General features: G+C 62.1%; 14 protein-coding genes, 1 tRNA gene and 1 pseudogene. 9 read left to right on the top strand and 7 right to left on the bottom strand.

Annotated features, from left to right (window positions below; all coding sequences use genetic code 11):
• The first annotated feature begins 24 nt into the window (after window positions 1–24).
• Window positions 25–2,604, top strand: coding sequence for an EAL domain-containing protein (locus RQ479_RS04495; protein WP_376705869.1), 2,580 nt, complete (start codon window positions 25–27; stop codon window positions 2,602–2,604).
• An 81-nt stretch (window positions 2,605–2,685) separates the two neighbouring features.
• On the opposite strand, the pseudogene RQ479_RS04500 reads toward RQ479_RS04495, so the two are convergent.
• Window positions 2,686–2,844, bottom strand: a pseudogene (locus RQ479_RS04500) (JAB domain-containing protein); the annotation flags it as partial.
• A 270-nt stretch (window positions 2,845–3,114) separates the two neighbouring features.
• Window positions 3,115–3,636, bottom strand: a complete 522-nt coding sequence (locus RQ479_RS04505) for a MarR family winged helix-turn-helix transcriptional regulator (protein WP_376704245.1) — start codon at window positions 3,634–3,636, stop codon at window positions 3,115–3,117.
• 92 nt (window positions 3,637–3,728) lie between these two features.
• On the opposite strand from RQ479_RS04505, the gene RQ479_RS04510 reads away from it, so the two are divergent.
• Together RQ479_RS04510 and RQ479_RS04515 are read left to right on the top strand one after the other, a co-directional pair.
• Window positions 3,729–4,172 (top strand): DUF417 family protein, encoded by a 444-nt coding sequence (locus RQ479_RS04510; protein WP_376704246.1) that lies wholly within the window; start codon window positions 3,729–3,731, stop codon window positions 4,170–4,172.
• 61 nt (window positions 4,173–4,233) lie between these two features.
• Window positions 4,234–5,760: an MFS transporter gene (locus RQ479_RS04515; RefSeq protein ID WP_376704247.1), complete on the top strand. Its 1,527-nt coding sequence runs from the start codon at window positions 4,234–4,236 to the stop codon at window positions 5,758–5,760.
• A gap of 78 nt (window positions 5,761–5,838) precedes the next feature.
• Here the strand turns inward: RQ479_RS04515 and radC are convergent, their stop codons facing one another.
• Entirely contained in the window at window positions 5,839–6,585 is a 747-nt protein-coding gene (gene radC / locus RQ479_RS04520) for a DNA repair protein RadC (protein WP_376704248.1), read from the bottom strand.
• A gap of 51 nt (window positions 6,586–6,636) precedes the next feature.
• Window positions 6,637–7,464 (bottom strand): type I methionyl aminopeptidase, encoded by an 828-nt coding sequence (gene map, locus RQ479_RS04525; protein ID WP_376704249.1) that lies wholly within the window; start codon window positions 7,462–7,464, stop codon window positions 6,637–6,639.
• Window positions 7,465–7,764: 300 nt separating this feature from the next.
• On the opposite strand from map, the gene RQ479_RS04530 reads away from it, so the two are divergent.
• Window positions 7,765–8,061: a DUF982 domain-containing protein gene (locus RQ479_RS04530; RefSeq protein ID WP_023678889.1), complete on the top strand. Its 297-nt coding sequence runs from the start codon at window positions 7,765–7,767 to the stop codon at window positions 8,059–8,061.
• Window positions 8,062–8,187: 126 nt separating this feature from the next.
• Here the strand turns inward: RQ479_RS04530 and RQ479_RS04535 are convergent.
• From RQ479_RS04535 to phaC, 3 genes are all read right to left on the bottom strand, one after another.
• Window positions 8,188–8,262 (bottom strand) — tRNA-Glu (locus RQ479_RS04535).
• Between the two features lie 174 nt (window positions 8,263–8,436).
• Window positions 8,437–9,549, bottom strand: a complete 1,113-nt coding sequence (locus RQ479_RS04540) for a YcbK family protein (protein ID WP_376705870.1) — start codon at window positions 9,547–9,549, stop codon at window positions 8,437–8,439.
• 327 nt (window positions 9,550–9,876) lie between these two features.
• Entirely contained in the window at window positions 9,877–11,712 is a 1,836-nt protein-coding gene (gene phaC / locus RQ479_RS04545) for a class I poly(R)-hydroxyalkanoic acid synthase (protein ID WP_376704250.1), read from the bottom strand.
• A 97-nt stretch (window positions 11,713–11,809) separates the two neighbouring features.
• Between phaC and RQ479_RS04550 the strand changes: the two genes are divergently transcribed.
• The 5 genes from RQ479_RS04550 (at window position 11,810) to recJ (ending at window position 18,073) form a co-directional block, all read left to right on the top strand.
• Window positions 11,810–12,196: a hypothetical protein gene (locus RQ479_RS04550; protein WP_292660193.1), complete on the top strand. Its 387-nt coding sequence runs from the start codon at window positions 11,810–11,812 to the stop codon at window positions 12,194–12,196.
• Between the two features lie 41 nt (window positions 12,197–12,237).
• Window positions 12,238–13,455, top strand: a complete 1,218-nt coding sequence (locus RQ479_RS04555) for an LL-diaminopimelate aminotransferase (protein ID WP_352451361.1) — start codon at window positions 12,238–12,240, stop codon at window positions 13,453–13,455.
• A gap of 276 nt (window positions 13,456–13,731) precedes the next feature.
• Window positions 13,732–15,045 carry a homoserine dehydrogenase gene (locus RQ479_RS04560; protein ID WP_352451360.1) on the top strand — a complete coding sequence of 438 codons (1,314 nt, stop codon included), beginning with the start codon at window positions 13,732–13,734 and terminating at the stop codon, window positions 15,043–15,045.
• Window positions 15,046–15,244: 199 nt separating this feature from the next.
• Complete coding sequence (gene glpX / locus RQ479_RS04565) at window positions 15,245–16,228, top strand: class II fructose-bisphosphatase (RefSeq protein WP_376704251.1); 984 nt, start codon at window positions 15,245–15,247, stop codon at window positions 16,226–16,228.
• 60 nt (window positions 16,229–16,288) lie between these two features.
• Window positions 16,289–18,073, top strand: coding sequence for a single-stranded-DNA-specific exonuclease RecJ (gene recJ, locus RQ479_RS04570; protein ID WP_376704252.1), 1,785 nt, complete (start codon window positions 16,289–16,291; stop codon window positions 18,071–18,073).
• Window positions 18,074–18,077: the final 4 nt, after the last annotated feature.

The raw sequence follows: 18,077 nt of genomic DNA on the forward strand, positions 1-18,077 counted from the left end.
TCGTCGGCAAATATTCCGGCGGCGATCGCGCTTGTCGTCATACTTATCAGCGCTGCGTTCGCGGAGCACCAGAACAAAGTCGTCTCGGACCAGGCCGTCCGTGCGGACGTCCTGACCAAGGTCAATCTCATCCGTGCCAAGCTCGAAGGCAATATCAACGGAAACCTTCAACTCGTACGTGGATTGGTCGCTGCGGTTGTGACCGAGCCCTATATGGGACAGCAACGCTTCGCCTCTCTGGCGAGCAATCTGTTTGGCGCCGACTCGCAATTGAACAATATTGCCGGCGCGCCCGATCTGGTCGTTTCCCTGATGTACCCGATGGAGGGTAACGAGCAGGCGATGGGCCTGGACTACCGCAAGAACGAGCGGCAACGTGCGGCTGCGCTAAGGGCGCGAGATGAACGCAAGCTGGTGCTTGCCGGTCCCGTCGAGCTGAAGCAGGGAGGACAAGGCTTCATCGGCCGCTTTCCGGTTTTCGTGCCGAGCGCGGGCAACACGGAAAGGTTCTGGGGCATTATTTCCGCCGTTGTCGACGTGCAGCGCCTTTACAGAGCGAGCGGCATGCTTGACGACGATCTCGGGATCGACGTCGCGCTGATCGGCAGGGACGCCCTCGGTCACCGTGGTGGCCAATTCTACGGCAATGAGGAGATCAGTAAAAGCGATCCGGTGACGGCTGACGTTTTGCTTCCTTCCGGCTCGTGGCAGCTCGCTGCCATTCCCAAGAATGGCTGGCCTTCGACGCCAAGTAACGCATGGTTGTTGCGGGCGATCATGGCGACGGCCGGAGCCTTGGTTGTGTTCCCCTTCCTGGTCACCGGTCGTCTGATAGGCGAAAGACAGCGCAATTACGCGGAATTGCGCCGATTGTCACGACGCCTTGAACTCGCTCTGGAAGCTTCGGCCATCGGGGTTTGGGAACACGATCTCGCGACCAACGAGCTTACATGGGATGAACGCGTCAATGAAATATATGGCAAACCAGCGGGGGAGCACCGGGGCTACACAGACTGGGCGGGAGCGATCCATCCAGATGATCTGGCTGGCGCCAACGCAGATTTCGATAGGGCGGTGGCCAGCGGACGACCATATTTGTCGGAGTACCGGATTGTGCGCCCGAATGGCGAAGTCCGTCATGTCCGGTCCAAGGCGATCCTTTACCGGGCCGCAAACGACACCCCAAAAATGATCGGTGCGGAATGGGACGTGACCGCCGACGTCCTGCTGAACAAGGATCTGGTTCGCGCAAAACAACTGTCCGAGTCGAAAAATGCAGAACTCGAGTCGGCCAAGGCGCGCATAGAGCACATCGCGCTTCATGACTCGCTGACCGGCTTGCCCAACCGGCGTTACCTCGACCAGGTCCTGGAAGACTACGCCGCAAACGCCAGGCGCTCCGGCGGGCATGCGGCACTGCTTCACATCGATCTGGATCGGTTCAAGCACATCAACGATACGCTGGGCCACGCCGCCGGTGACGCAATGTTGGTTCACGCGTCGACAGTCCTCAGATCGAAGGTCGGCGACGAGGGATTCGTCGCCCGCATCGGAGGAGACGAATTCATCGTTTTGTGCGTGGTACGCGACGATACCAAGCAACTGGCGCTGCTGGCCAATCGGGTCATCAGCCAGATGCGCGAACCCGTCTACTATCAGGGCCATCGATGCCGTTTTGGCGTCAGCGTGGGAATCGCTGTCGACAACGGAAAAGATGTCGAAGCCAAACACCTGCTGGTGAACGCCGATATTGCGCTTTACCGAGCAAAGAGGCGTGGGCGCAATCGATACGAATTCTTCACCGACGCGATGCAAAGCGAAATCGTCGATACAAAGCGGATTGCCGACGAAATTCTCGGCGGCCTCGAGCGCAACGAGTTCATCCCGTTCTACCAGCCCCAATTTGACGCAAAGACGCTCGAAATCGTTGGGGTTGAGGCGCTGGCGAGGTGGCGACATCCAGTAAAGGGTATTTTGGCGCCCGACATCTTCCTGAGGATTGCAGAAGAACTGAACGTCGTCTCGATCATCGATCAAGCCATATTGAAGCAATCGCTTTCGGATTTCGAAGAGTGGTCCGCTGCAAAACTTCACATTCCGCGGGTGTCGGTCAATGTCTCGGCGAGGCGCCTTCAAGACGAGGAGCTCATCAAGAGCCTGCGAGAACAAAACATCAAGAAAGGAACAGTTTCGTTCGAGCTTGTTGAGTCGATTTTCCTGGACGAGAACGACGATCTTGTCACCTGGAACATCGAGCAGATAAAAGAACTGGGGATTGACATCGAAATAGACGATTTTGGTACTGGTTACGCTTCGATGGTCAGTTTGCTGAAGTTGCAGCCTCGCCGGCTGAAGATAGATCGGCAGCTGGTCACCCCAATCGTCAAATCGCCGCAGAGAAGGCAGGTTGTCTCGTCGATCATTGAAATCGGCAAGTCGCTGGGTATCGAGGTCGTGGCGGAAGGCGTCGAGACGATGCAGCATGCACGGCTACTCAAGGGCCTGGGCTGCGACATATTGCAGGGTTATGCCTTCGGCCACGCGTTCGATTCCGAGGGACTTAAGACCTTTGTCCGATCGCGGCGCCTGCGCACGGCCAGCTGAGCCTCGGCGCCGGAGTTTACCGACCCGACCCGCCTTGAGCGTCGCGGTACATCCGCGCAACAAAGCTGAAAACAACAAACCTCAAATCAGCAGCAGGCCCTTCATGCTGGAGTGGCCTTTCCTGCCGATGATAATGTGGTCGTGAACGGCAATGCCAAGCGGTTTCTCGATGATCAGCTTGGTCATCTCGATGTCGGCGCGCGACGGCGTCGGGTCTCCCGACGGATGGTTATGCGCCAGTCTTCCCTCAGGACCCATCGCATTGAACTGACAGAATTTTCTTGGATTTGGAGAAATCGCTGGGGTATGGGCCTGTATTCCGTAGTCCGTGAACCAACGTGACCCTTCACGCTCCCTCACAGTCGCCTACGCTAAGTTTGCGCGAAGCACGGCAGCTCGCGAGATTCTTTTTGTAAAATCAGACGTCCCGCGAATGTTGCCGTGGTGCTTCTCGCCTCGCGACGTCGCCGAGTCAGCGTCCGGATCTCGCGAGGCAAGGTGGATGGTCCGTCAAATTTCGGGCCAAGACTCCATGTTGGCGTGCATCGGGCACTGGTCCCCGGGACACGCCGCAAATTCGCAGAGGCGGCAAAAATGGCTGACCCCGTATGCATCCGTTGCTAGTGGGCGCATCAGCTTTTCGAGGAGGCCGGTGAGTTGTTTTTCTTCAGCTCCGGTGAGGACCCCAAGATAGTCATTGACCGCCGCGCAACGTGCGACGAGAGCGGGCAATACGGCTTTGCGGCCGGCCGGAGTGACGTGGAGGTGCGTGGCACGCTTGTCTTCACCCTTGCGAGCTTCGACGAAACCCTGAGCCTCAAGCTTGTCGACCAGACGCACCGTCGCAGTGTGCGAGAGGTTTAGCGCCCGCGCGAGCTGCGCGTTGGTGATGCCCTCCCAAAAGCCCATGATGTTGAGCGCAGCTGAGGCAGAGTCGGTTTGGTTGGGGTGACTTTTGAGGGTCGCGTCCACGCGTTCAGCGATTTCGCCAGCGAAGGCGGCAAGCATATTGGCGGTTCTCAAACGTGTCATGGCGGCAGTCTTTATCATGAGGGGTTGACGGCGCTAGCAATTATATGACTTATTATGTGCGTGTAGCACGCACACATCAAGGAAAAAAAGTCATGACAACTTTGCAGAAATGGACCCTGGTGGCAGGGCAGGTGGTAGCTCGGTATAGCGTTGTCCTATTTTTCGTGTTGTTCGGAGTGGCGAAGTTCACTGCGGCGGAAGCGACGGCGATTCATCCGTTGCTTGTTCACAGCCCGTTCTTATTCTGGCTCCCCGGACTGCTTAATCAGCAGCTGTCCTCGGACCTCATCGGCGTTGTGGAGATCGCCTTGGCTCTCATGATGGCCTCGCGTCCCTTTACGCCATGGGTCTCGGCAATTGGCAGTTACGGCATCGCTGCCTCGCTGGTGGTCACGCTGAGTTTCCTCGTCACCACGCCGCAACTCGACCCGGCGCTTGGCGCCTTCATCGTCAAGGACCTGACGCTTCTCGGGGTTGCGCTTTGGTCCGCTGGTGAGGCCTTGGAGGCCACAAAGCCGCGCTTGTCTTCGCTTTGAATGATAGCGGCGTAAGCAGCCAGGCAAGCCGTCAGCGGACTTCAACAATCGGGAGATGGCAATGGGCACATCCGACACCACCGGCCTGCACGCGGGCCGAGCCACGCATCGCGAATGGATCGGCCTCGCCATCATCGCGCTGCCCTGCATACTCTACGCGATGGATCTGACCGTGCTGAACCTGGCCGTGCCATCGCTAAGCGCCGACCTCAAGCCCACGGCCGCGCAACTGCTCTGGATCGTGGACATCTACGGCTTTCTGGCGGCCGGGTCGCTCCTCATCATGGGAGCTCTTGGCGATCGCATCGGCCGGCGGAAGCTGCTGCTGATTGGATCTACGTCTTTCGGGCTCCTGTCGCTGGTCGCAGCCTTTGCGCGCAGTGCCGAGATGCTCATCCTGGCTCGGGCGCTGCTCGGGATTGCTGGCGCAACGCTGGCGCCCTCGACGCTATCTCTCATCAGCAACATGTTCCGCGACCGTCAGCGGACCTTCGCTGTAAGCGTCTGGGTCGCGAGTTTCTCGTTTGGCGGCGCGATCGGCCCGGTCGTTGGTGGTCTGCTTCTATCACACTTCTGGTGGGGAGCCGTGTTTCTGGTGCCTCTCCCCATTACGGCGCTTCTGCTGATAGTCGGACCGGTATTGCTGCCCGAGCACAGGACCCCAAACGCCGGGCGACTTGATATCCTAAGTGCTGCCTTGTCTTTGGCAGCTGTGTTGCCGATCGTCTTCGGGATCAAGCTAGTTGCTGAGGGCGGCAGTGTCGTGTGGGCGGCATCCGCGGTCGCACTAGGCCTGTTGTTCGGAGTGGTGTTCGCAAGGCGGCAGATGAGCTTGCCCGATCCGCTGCTTGACTTGCGCCTGTTCAAGCGGCCGGCTGTGGTGGCGGCGCTCGGCATTAACGTCCTCGACTTCTTCGTTGGCTTCGGAATTCTCGTTCTTGTCGCCCAGTATCTCCAGTTGGTCTTGGGGCTAACCCCCCTGGAAGCGGGCCTCTGGAGCATCCCGGCCGGGCTCGGCTTCATCGTGGGATCATTGTTGACTTCGGCTGTGCTCAGGTTGATGCGGCCAGCTTATGTCCTCGGCTTCGGCCTGACGCTTGCTGCTGGCGGTCTCGCCCTGATGGCATACGCCGGGGAAATACACAGCTTGGTTCTGATTGTTCTGGGAAACGTGCTGTTCTCGATCGGCTCGGCTCCCGGCATTGCGATCGTCGCGGACCTCGTCGTAAGCGCGGCGCCCAAGGAGCGATCCGGCGCTGCCTCGGCCCTTTCCGAGACGGCCTCCGAGTTCGGTGGCGCGCTAGGCATCGCCTTGCTTGGCAGTCTTGCCACCCTCCTTTATCGCTCTGCGCTCGGCGTCACCATGCCCGCGGGTATTCCCGCCAATACAATAGAGACCGCGCTACGCGGTATTGGGGCAGCGAGCAGCCTTGCGCCAAGTCTCGGCGACGGCAGCGCGTTATTGTTGGCAGCGCGAAGCGCGTACACGAGCGCGGCGGACATCACGTTCTTGACTGCCGCGGGGATTGTCCTGCTGACGGCAATTGTCGCGGTGACAATGCTTCGGGGGCTGAAGACGCAGGGATAACGCCTCGCCTGGCCAAGTGCAGTATCGTCGCCTGTCTTCATCGTGCGCGCGCGATCGCGGTGATGCAGGCATTCTCGATCAAATCAGCAGCAGGCCCTTCATGCTGGAGTGGCCTTTCCTGCCGATGATGATGTGGTCGTGAACGGCAATGCCCAGCGGTTTGGCCGTCTCGATGATCAGCTTGGTCATCTCGATGTCGGCGCGCGACGGCGTCGGGTCTCCCGACGGATGGTTATGCGCCAGAATGATCGCCGTGGCGGAGAGCTCCAAGGCGCGCCTGACCACCTCGCGCGGATAGACCGGTGTGTGGTCGACGGTGCCGACCTGCTGCACTTCGTCGGCGATCAGCGCGTTTTTCTTGTCGAGGAACAGGATGCGGAACTGCTCGCGCTCCTCGAAGGCCATCACCGACCGGCAGTATTCGAGAACCTGTGTCCAGGTCGACAACAGCTCGCGGCCAGCGATCTCGCCGCGCGCCATGCGCTGCGCCGTTGCCGCAACCACCTTGAGGTCGAGCGCCACCGCCGGGCCGATACCCTTCACCTCCTGCAGGCGCTCGACGGGCGCGCCGAGGACCTCGGCCAATGTACCGAAGCGTGCCAGCAATGCCTTGGCGACCGGCTTGGTGTCGGCGCGCGGGATCAGCCGAAACAATAAAAGCTCGAGCAGTTCATAGTCGGGGAGGGTGTTGGGACCGGAGGCGAAGCGCTCGCGCAACCGGTCGCGATGGCCGAGATAATGCGGCTTGTCGGCGGCCACCGCCTTGGCGGGAGATCGCACCGGCCTTTCGGGAAAGAAGGCCCGCTCGTCGTCGTCACCGTTCATGGCTGCCCCACCCAGCATTTGCCGGGCAAGGTAATGCCCGATCTGCAGACACTAGGCCCGCAGGCCGGGGCGGTCGAGGTTTTTTGGCGACAGCGTGAAGATCTCGCAGCCGGTCTCGGTGACGCCGATCGTGTGCTCGTACTGGGCCGACAGCGAACGGTCGCGCGTTACAGCGGTCCAGCCGTCCGACAGCACTTTTACATGAGGCCGGCCGAGATTGATCATCGGCTCGACGGTGAAGATCATGCCCGGCCGCATCTCGACGCCTTCGCTGGCGCTGCCGTAATGCAGGATGTTCGGCGCGTCGTGAAACAGCCGGCCGACGCCGTGGCCGCAGAAATCGCGCACCACCGAGCAACGCTCGGCTTCGGCATAGGTCTGGATGGCGGCGCCGATGGCGCCGGTGCGGGCGCCCGGCTTGATTGCCGCGATGCCGCGCATCAGGCATTCATACGTGACTTCGAGCAGCCGCTCCGCGGCACGCTTGATCGTGCCCACCGGATACATGCGCGAGGAGTCGCCATGCCAGCCATCGAGGATATAGGTGACGTCGATATTGACGATGTCGCCATCCTTCAACGGCTTGCTGTCGGGTATGCCGTGACAGACGACGTGGTTGATCGAGGTGCAGGATGATTTCGTGTAGCCGCGGTAGTTGAGCGTCGCCGGAAGCGCGCCATGGTCCATGCCGAACTCGAAGACGAAGCGATCGATCGCTTCGGTGGTGACGCCGGGCGCCACCATCGTCACTAGTTCGTCGAGGCAGCGCGCGGTGAGATCGCAAGCCTTGCGCATGCCGACAAAACCTTCCTCGTCGTAAAGACGGATCTGGCCGGTGTTTCTGAGCGGTGCCATGGCGGCGTCGAGATAGGTGACCATTTTTATCCGTCTTGCAGAGATGCGAGGCTGGATGAGCCTCCGCGAGAGAAATCTCCCCAGATTTGGCACTGGAAAGCGCAAGGTTCAAGGACGAACTGCCGGCGACGGCCGAAGACCGGCGATATTCACGCCTGGGGGCATTCTCCTTGCCTGTAGCGGCCCATGCTTCCGTCGGGTTCATTGGTTACCGCAGTGACGACACATTTCTGGGCGAGAAGCGGCCCAAGCATTAAGCCGCCACGGCAATTTTTTTGCGACCAACGGCGTTGCTGCGGGGGCGTCGGGTTCGGGAGAGATCGAATGGACAGACTGCAATTCGAGGTGCCGGTGCGGATCGCGCCTGTGCCCGGCCAGCCGGTCGAGGAAATCTACAGTGTCGAGCAGGCGCTCGATTTCCTGCAAACGTGGCCGGTTCGCCGGAAGGGGCCAACCTACCAGGCCGCATTCAACGCCTGTTTTGGTGCCACGGTGGACATCGTCGAGACCGAAGACGCATGGCGGGCCTTCATGGCCTTTTGCCGGGTGAGCGGCCTCCTTGCCAGGGACATGATGGTTCCACGCAAGCGCGGCGGCGAGGCGAGGGGACTGCGGGCGTAGGAAGCCTTCGACACAATCTTCAGTCTGTCTTCGCCCCTTCTTGCCGACATCCCCATCAGAGTGGCGGGTCCAGCAAAGCTTGCGCAGCATCACGCTGGCGATAGACATATGCCAAGTTGAAATTGCTGGTACGCCCAAGGGGAATCGAACCCCTGTTACCGCCGTGAAAGGGCGGTGTCCTGACCGCTAGACGATGGGCGCGCTCAGATGTGAGCGCTTATAGTTGCGTCGCGACAAACCGGCAACCCGTCTGCCGCCGGCTGCGACAACTTTTTTCCCGTTGGCTCCAAACCGCGTCTTTCCGACAGCCAAGCTGGTTTTGCGGCATGATGTAACGTCGCCGAGGGGACTTCGCAGTGCCCGAAGAACCTCGCCCTAGCCGCGCCTGCGGCAGCGCCAGTTCCAGTCGCGCTCGGGGCCGACATCGACGTGAACGGATTCGGTGTGGCAATAGGTGCCGACGCCGCCGCGGCCCGGCATGGTGCGGAGGTAGCTCGCCAGTTCCCATTTCGAGACGCCGGGAACCTGAATGTCGGCGGCGGCGCAGTACATGTGCAGCGAATTCTTGGCGCCGTTGGCGCGGCGGTTGCGGGCCGGATCGCGATAGCCGGAGGTGACCGTCATCTTGCGGCCGTAGTGGCCTTCGATCGTCTTCAGCACTCGAACCAGCGACGGCTTCAAGCAGGCGACGTCGACGCTTTCGTTCTGTTTCAGGAGACCGTTGGGTGCCAGCCGGGCGAGGCCGGCGGCGGAGGCGACCTGGTAGGCGCCACCCGAACCTTCGTCCTCGTTGAGGTCGACGTCACTCTCATCGTCGAGGCCGGATTTGCGCTTGATCTCGAACAGCGCCGTCTGGCGCACGCCGGGCAGCGCATCGGCCGTGAAGTGGCTGGTATCGCCTGTCGACACCAGTTGCACGGGCTTTTCGGCCGGGTTGGCCGAGGCCAGGGTGACGGTGGGTTCTGCCGCAGGCGCCGCCTTGGCCTGCACGACCGTTGATTGCCCGCCCGATCTGCTGTTGGCCGGCGATGCCGCCGAAGCGGGGGTGGCGCTGAACAGCGAGGCCAGGAAATTTTTCTTCGGTGCGTAGGCCTGTGGCTGCGGCATCTCGCCGGCGGTCACATAGACCGGGTTGTTCATCGCCGGCGCTGCGGCCTTGGCGTCGGGCTTCGATGCATCAGCACTGTTCTGTGCCACGGCCTGATCGGCCGTCTGGGCGTTTGGTTGCAGCGGCTGCGGCGTCTGTCCCGCGATCGTCTCGGCTGCCGTGGGAACGGCGATCGGGAAGCCGGCATCGGGCTTGGCCCCTGGCTTGGCCATTGGCACATAGGCCACCTGCTGGGGAAGGTTGGCGTCGCCGTCGGCATTCATCGTCATTTGTGCGGTTGTCATCTGCGACGATGATACGGTCGTGCTGGCCTGGGGCGCACCGGCGGCCGTGCTGATTTCGGTAGCCGAGGTATTATAGCCTGGCATGCCGACCGACATGGTCGGGTCGCCGGCCGAGGTGCAGGACGCCAGGAGCACCGAGAAAAGCGCCGCCACAATGGCGCGGCTTTCTCCCTTCGCGAGGCGCGATCCTGCTGATCTCAAAACAAAATTCCCCCTCGATATCCGACCGGTTCGTCATTGGCGCGACGCCGAAACGTCTCGTCGAAATGACCCTTGTTCCCCGAACCGGAAACGAGACCTGTGTCAAATCTGCAAGCTTCAAAGTAATTTGGCGGCTAGAGGATGAATCAAGGCTGCTCAGGGTTGACGGCACCATTTCGCCCGCTTTTGGCGGCGCGTCAACTCACCACACATTACAGATGGTTACACGCGCACCTTGACATAGGTGCCGGGGGCTTCGCCTAGAACTTGCATATGCTCGCCCGGTTTGCGGGCCGGTACGCGGGTATTGTCCTTGGCTTCGATCCAGCGTTGCCAGTGCGGCCACCAGGAACCGGGATGGTCGGTGGCCCCGGCGAGCCACTGGTCGAAGTCGCCGGCCGGCTTGCTGCCGGTCCAGTAGTGATATTTCTGCGCCGCCGGCGGATTGACGACCCCGGCGATGTGGCCGGAGCCGGCCATGACGTAATCGACCTCGCCGCCGAAATATTTCGAGCCGAGGAATACCGACAGCGCCGGTGCGATGTGGTCCTCCTTAGAGGCGAGGTTGTAGACCGGAATGGTAACGTTCTTCAGCGAAACCGTGCGGCCCGCTAGTTCCATCATGCCCTGCGAAAGCCTGTTCTCGAGATAGCAATTGCGCAAATAGAAAGAATGGTTGGCAGCGCCCATGCGGGTCGAATCGGCATTCCAGTAGAGCAGGTCGAAGGGCAGGGGATCCTTGCCGCGCATGTAGTTGTTGACGACATAGGGCCAGATCAGGTCGCCCGAGCGCAGCATGTTGAAGGCGGTCGCCATCTTGGTGCCGTCGAGATAGCCTTTCTCGTTCATCGCCTTTTCGACGGCCGCGACCTGCTCCTCGTCGACGAACACTTTTAGATCGCCGGCATAGGTGAAATCGACCTGGGTGGTGAAGAAGGTGGCGGATTTGATGCGGTGGTCGCCTTCCTGCGCCATCAGCGCCAGAGCCGCCGCCAGAAGCGTGCCGCCGACGCAATAGCCAATGGCGTTGACGTCTTTTTCGCCGGTGGCCCTCTCGATCGTGTCGAGGCCGTATTGCAGGCCCTCCCTGATATAGGCCTCCCAGCTCTTGGCGCCGTGCCGCTCGTCCGGGTTGATCCAGGAGATGACGAAGACGGTGTGGCCTTGCTCGACTGCCCAACGAATGAAGGATTTTTGTGGGTTGAGGTCGAGGATGTAGTATTTGTTGATCCATGGCGGGCAGATCAGCAGCGGCCGCTTGAGCACGGTCTCGGTCGTCGGCTCGTATTGCAGGATTTCGGCGACGTCGCTGCGGCCGACTACCTTGCCGGGCGTCGTGGCGAGATTCTTGCCGATCTCGAAGGGTGAATAGTCCGCCTGCCGCAGCTTCAGGTCGCCCTTGCCGGCAGCAATGTCCTCGGCCAGCATTTTCATGCCGCGCACCAGGTTTTCGCCGTTCGAGGCGACAGTCTCGCGAAACAATTCCGGATTGGTCAGGATGAAATTCGACGGCGAGATGGCGTTGGACACCTGCCTGACATAAAAGCCGGCCTTGTGGCGGGTGTGCTCGTCCAGGCCGTCGGCGTGCTCGACCAGTTCGGCCGCCCAGCGCGAGGTGACCAGATACGCCTGTTTCAGAAAGTCGAAGAAGGCGTTGCGGCCCCATTCGGGGTCCTGGAAACGCTTGTCGCCGCGCTCGGGCTTGACCGCGTCCTCGGCGTCCTCGGCGCCGGCGCCGATGCGCTGGACGGCGTTGGCCCAGACGGTCATGTAGCCGGAAAACAGCCGCGTTTGTGCCTCCAGCGCGCGCTGCGGGTCGGAGAGCCAGTACTCGGTGAGCTTGGAGAAGGTCTTCACCATGTCGACGACCGGCTCGGCGACGTGATCGCGCACCTCGCCCTTTTCCCGCGGCTCGGCCCATGCCGAGGCGGCCTTGCCGGCCTGCTCGATCATGCGGGCCATGTTCAGAGCGAAGCGTTCCGGGTCCTTCACCAGATATTGCTCTACGGTCGAAGGTTGGTCATCTTCCGCTTTGCCCGAATCGGGTGTTTTGGACATGGTTCGCGGGGTTCCTCCCGAAGCGTTTTGTTGACATATTACCATGGGATATCGGACAGGGTCCAATGTGCTCTAACCCGGCCGCCAGGAAAACAATATGACGATTAATATTGGCAAGAACGTTTTTTCCGGCACTGGTCGTTTTTGCCGCATGGCGCTCGTCCTGTTGGCGATGGCCGGTTGCACGAGCAGCAACATGGAAGGTGCAGCGCCCGCCACCGGCCTTGTCGGCGCGAAGGACACCGGTTCCTACCCGAACCTGAACATCCGGCCGCAGGTGGCGGCCGAGCAATTCACCGACGAGGAAAAGAACGCCAAGCTCGCCCAGTTGAAGGCCGAGGAGCAGAGCCAGGCCGCCAAGGGCGGTGGCGTCAAGGTCGCGGACCAGGCAGCGCTGGACCAGCTGGCAAAAAAACACGGCGCCGAGGCGCTGAAGCAGATCGAAGGCAAATGCGACCCCGCTCTCGACCCTAATTGCAAATAGGCTTATACGCGCGACCGCAACCTCACTTGTCTGGAACTGCCATGGAAGAATTTCACAAGGTCCGCCGGCTTCCGCCCTATGTTTTCGAACAGGTCAACCGGCTGAAGGCCAGCGCGCGTTCGCGCGGCGCCGACATCATCGACCTTGGCATGGGCAATCCGGACCTGCCGACGCCCAAGGCCATCGTAGACAAATTATGCGAGGTGGTGCGCGATCCGCGCACGCACCGCTATTCGTCGTCGCGCGGCATTCCGGGTCTGCGGCGTGCCCAGGCTAACTATTATGCTCGCCGCTTCGGTGTGAAACTCGACCCGGACAGCCAGGTGGTGGCGACGCTCGGCTCGAAGGAGGGGTTTGCCAATATGGCGCAGGCGATCACCGCGCCCGGCGACGTGATCCTGTGCCCCAATCCGACCTATCCGATCCACGCCTTCGGCTTCATCATGTCGGGCGGGGTCATCCGCTCGCTGCAGGTCGAGCCGGACGACGGGTTCATCCCGGCGTTGGAGCGCGGCATCCGCCATTCGATCCCGAAGCCGCTAGCACTGATCCTCAATTATCCGTCCAACCCGACGGCACTGGTCGCTTCGCTCGATTTCTACAAGGAGGTGGTGGCCTTCGCCAGGAAGAACGACATCATCATCCTGTCGGATCTCGCCTATTCGGAGATCTACTTCGACGGCAATCCGCCGCCTTCGGTGCTGCAGGTGCCGGGCGCCATAGACGTCGCGGTCGAGTTCACCTCGATGTCGAAGACCTTTTCGATGCCGGGCTGGCGCATGGGTTTTGCGGTCGGCAATGAACGGCTGATCTCGGCGCTGACGCGCGTGAAATCCTATCTCGACTACGGCGCCTTCACGCCGATCCAGGTGGCGGCGGCGCATGCACTCAACGGCGACGGCGCCGACATCGCCGAAGTGCGCGACGTCTACCGCAAACGCCGCGATGTCATGGTCGACGCCTTCAGCCGTGCCGGCTGGACCATTCCCGCGCCGGCGGCATCGATGTTCGCCTGGGCGCCGATCCCGGAGCCGTTCAAGCACTTGGGCTCGCTTGAATTCTCCAAGCTCCTGATCGAGCACGCCGACGTCGCGGTGGCGCCGGGCGTCGGCTTCGGCGAGCATGGCGACGATCATGTGCGCATCGCGCTGGTCGAAAACGAGCACCGGATCCGGCAAGCAGCGCGCAACATCAAGCGCTTCCTGACGTCCAGCGCCAAGCAGCCAAACAATGTCGTCCCGCTCGCCGCGCATCGCTGAGTGGTTCAGTCACAGCCATGACCGACCCCGCCAGCATGAACGTCCAAGCCGTCGTTTATGTCAGGCTAATCGATGAGTCGGTCTCGGTTTGGCGGCCGGTGCAAGCAAAACAAATTAGTCCGACCACATACCTCATCTTGGACCAGCCCATACCAGCCTCGGAAGTGTGGGAGTTTCAGCCCGGGACTATAGTCACCGTGACCCGGAAGCCAGATGAAAACGACGACTATCTGGTTGCGGTCGAAAATCAATTCTAGTTGGCGGGCAGACTCTCCGATGACTGAAGCGTTGCGTGTTGGAATTGCCGGCCTCGGCACTGTCGGTGCGTCGGTGGCCCGCGTGCTGCGCGACAAGGCGGCCGAACTGACGCGGCAGTGCGGACGCGACATCGTCGTGTCGGCGGTTTCGGCCCGCGATCCCAAACGCGACCGCGGCGTTGATCTTGGCACAGCACAGTGGTTCGACGACGCCGTCAAGATGGCGCAGACCGCCGAGATAGATGTCTTCGTCGAGCTGATCGGCGGCGACGAAGGCCCGTCACGCTCGTCCGTCAAAGCGGCGCTCGAGGCCGGCCGACATGTCGTCACCGCAAACAAGGCGTTGCTTGCCAAGCACGGGGTGGCATTGGCCGAGATCGCCGAGAGGAAAGGCGTGCTGCTCAATTACGAGGCGGCGGTGGCCGGCGGCATTCCGGTTATCAAGACAATGCGCGAGGCGATGGCCGGCAATTCGGTGACCCGCGTTTTTGGCATCCTCAACGGTACCTGCAATTATATTCTGACGCGCATGGAAGCCGAGGGCCTGTCCTTTGATGCCTGCCTGAAGGATGCGCAACGGCTGGGCTATGCCGAAGCCGACCCGACCTTCGACATCGAGGGCCACGACACCGCGCATAAGCTGTCGATCCTGACCAGCCTTGCCTTCGGCACGAGGATCGCCGCCAACGATATCTACATGGAAGGCATCTCCAACATCAGCCAGGCCGACATCCGCGCGGCCGGCGATCTCGGCTACCGGATCAAGCTGCTTGGCGTCGCCCAACGCACCGAAAGCGGCATCGAGCAGCGCGTGCACCCGACCATGGTGCCGACGGCCTCGGTCATCGCGCAGGTGCACGGCGTCACCAACGCGGTCGCGATAGAAACCGACATCCTCGGCGAATTGCTGCTTTCCGGCCCCGGCGCCGGCGGCAACGCCACCGCGTCGGCGGTGATCGGCGACATTGCCGACATCGCCAAGAGCCGGCCTGGCTTCCAGCATGGTCCGGTCTTCGGCCGGCCGGCGAAGGAATTGAAGCCCTACAAGAAGGCGCAGATGCGCAGCCATGCCGGCGGTTATTTCATCCGGCTGACCGTGCACGACCGCCTCGGCGTCTTCGCGGCAATAGCCAAGCGCATGGCCGACAACGACATTTCGCTGGAATCGATCGTCCAGCATGCCGCCGGGCCGGAAACCGAGGCACAGAAGACCGTCATCCTGGTCACCCACGAGACGACCGAGGCGGCGGTGCGCAAGGCCGTCGACGGCATCACCAGGGACAGCCTTCTGACCGACAAGCCGCAAGTCATCCGCATCGAGCGGGCCGGATAGCAGTCTGACATTTTGCGTTTAATCGATTGATATTGCTGCGCTTTCAAAAAGGTCCAGCGCAGGTCTTGCTGTTGTCACGGGGCTTTGACACAAGAAGCGCGTCTCTGGCGGGAGGCTAATGCATGTCGCCCAAAAGTGTGCGGCGGTTTTGGGACAACGACATGCATAAAACCAAAGTGCCAACGAGGATTGTCCATCGATGAATGTGGCCCAGAACATTGTCGCCGGCCTCGACCGGATACTGACCATGGAATTGGTGCGCGTCACCGAACGCGCCGCGGTCGCGGCCGCCAGATTGCGCGGACGCGGCGACGAGAAGGCGGCCGACCAGGTCGCGGTCGACGCCATGCGGCAGGAGCTCAACCGTCTTGCCATCAACGGCACAGTGGTGATCGGCGAGGGCGAGCGCGACGAGGCGCCGATGCTCTATATCGGCGAGGAGGTCGGTACCGGCAAAGGCCCGGCTGTCGACATCGCGCTCGATCCGCTCGAAGGCACGACGATCTGCGCCAAGAACCTGCCCAATGCGTTAGCCGTCATCGCCATTGCCGAAAAAGGCAGCCTTTTGTTTGCGCCGGACGTCTATATGGACAAGATCGCGATAGGCCCGGGTTATGCCGACGGCATCATCGACATCGATGCCTCGCCGGCCGAAAACATCGCCAGCCTGGCCAGGGCCAAGGGCGTGCCGGTGGCGGAGATCACCGCCTGTATTCTCGACCGGCCACGCCATGGCGCGTTGATCGAAGCCGTGCGGGCGACCGGAGCCGCGATCCGTCTGATCGGCGACGGTGATGTCGCCGGGGTCATCCACACCACCGACCCGGACGAGACCGGCATCGACATTTATCTCGGCACCGGAGGGGCGCCGGAAGGCGTGCTCGCAGCTGCCGCCTTGCGCTGCACCGGTGGCCAAATGCAGGGCAGGTTGATCCTCGACACGCCGGAAAAGCTGGTGCGCGCCGCCAAGATGGGCATCTCGGACCCCAAACGGATCTACCACACGCAAGACATGGCGCGCGGCGACGTGCTGTTTGCCGCGACCGGCGTGACCGACGGCAACATGCTGGCCGGCGTCAAGTTCGGCCGCAATTTCATCACCACGCACACGATCGTGCTGCGTTCGTCATCGCGGACCGTGCGCGAAATCAAGGCCAGGCACCAGGATCTGGAAAAGTTTTGATTTCGACTCAGTTAGCCGTTGCATATTGTGCGCAATGACAAATTGCAGACGGCGCGTCACGTGACGGGGGAAAGACGCTTTTTCCTCGATGTCAGGCAATCGGCCACCGGCGTTTCCTGGGAACACCGGCTGACCGAGCGCCAGGACATGGCTGCGCTCGCCATCGCGCAAGGTTATGGCGTGCCCGATATCGTGGCGCGCGTGCTGGCCGGGCGCGGCGTCACCGCCGAGCAGACTGAGCGGTTTCTGGATCCGACCATCCGCAACATGCTGCCCGACCCGGCATCGCTGACCGACATGGACAAGGCCGCCGCCCGCATCGCCCAGGCGGTGACGGCCAGGGAAAAGGTGGCGATCTTTGGCGACTACGATGTCGACGGCGCCGCCTCGTCGGCGCTGCTCAAGCGCTTCCTCGCACATTTCTCGGTGCCGTCGGAGATCTACATACCGGACCGCATCTTCGAGGGTTACGGCCCCAATCCGGAAGCGATGCGCGAACTCGTCTCGCGCGGCGCGACGCTGATCGTCACCGTCGATTGCGGCACCAACAGTGCTGCTTCCATCGACGCGGCGAAGGCCGCTGGCGCCGACGTCGTGGTGCTCGATCACCATCAGGTCGGCGGGCCGTTGCCGGCGGCGGCTGCGATCGTCAACCCAAATCGCGAGGACGACCTTTCCGGCCAAGGCCATCTTTGTGCCGCCGGCGTCGTCTTCCTTTGCCTGGTGCAGACCGCGAAGATCCTCCGCAGCCGCTTGCCGGATGCCGCATCGCCGGACCTGCTTGCCCTGCTCGACCTGGTGGCGCTGGGCACAGTCTGCGACGTGGTGCCGCTCACCGGCGTCAACCGCGCCTTCGTGGTCAAGGGGCTGCAGGTGGCGCGACAGCAGAGAAACGAAGGGCTGGCGGCGCTGGCGCGGGTCTCGCGTATAGGCGAGCCGATCAGCACGTTCCATCTGGCCTTTCTGATCGGTCCGCGTATCAACGCCGGCGGGCGCATCGGCGACGCAGCACTTGGCAGTCGCCTCCTTGCCACCGACGACCCGGTCGAAGCCCGCACCATCGCCGAGACGCTGGATCGGCTCAACCAGGAGCGGCAGTCGATGGAGCAGGAGATGCTGGCCGCGGCGCGCTCAGAGGCCGACGCCGAGCTTGCCGGCGGTAATGGTCCGGCAATCGTGGTCACAGCCAGCAGCAACTGGCATCCGGGCATTGTCGGCCTGCTTGCCTCGCGGCTCAAGGACCATGCGCGCCGGCCCGCATTTGCCATCGCCTTCAACGCCAATGGTGTCGGTACCGGTTCAGGCCGTTCAGTGTCTGGCTTCGACCTCGGCCGGCTGGTGCGCGAGGCTGCCGATGCCGGACTGATCGTCAAGGGCGGCGGCCACGGAATGGCGGCCGGCATCACCGTCGAGCGGGCGAAGCTCGGCGCGCTCCGGGCTTTTTTCGAAGAGCGCGCGGCGGTGGATGTGTTCCGCCTGCAAGGCGAGGAGAGCCTGCCGATCGACGGCGCGCTTGCCGCCGAGGGCGCGACGCTTGCGCTGCTCGATGCGCTTGAGAGGGCAGGGCCGTTCGGCGCCGGGCACGTCGCGCCGGTGTTCGCGCTGCCGCGCCACCGGCTTGTCGATGCGCGGGCGGTCGGCAGCAACCACATCCGCGCCGAACTGCAGTCGGAAAGCGGCGGCCGTATCCAGGCGATCGCCTTTCGCGCCGTCGATACTGCGCTCGGCGAATTCCTGTTCAAGAACAGGGGCAAACCGGTGCACGTCGCCGGCTCGCTGTCGGGCAACCACTGGAACGGCAACCGCACGGTGCAATTTCGTATCGTCGACGCGGCGCTTGCCTGAGAGC

This window comes from Mesorhizobium sp. ISC25 (assembly GCF_042295465.1).
Taxonomy (GTDB): Bacteria; Pseudomonadota; Alphaproteobacteria; order Rhizobiales; family Rhizobiaceae; genus Mesorhizobium.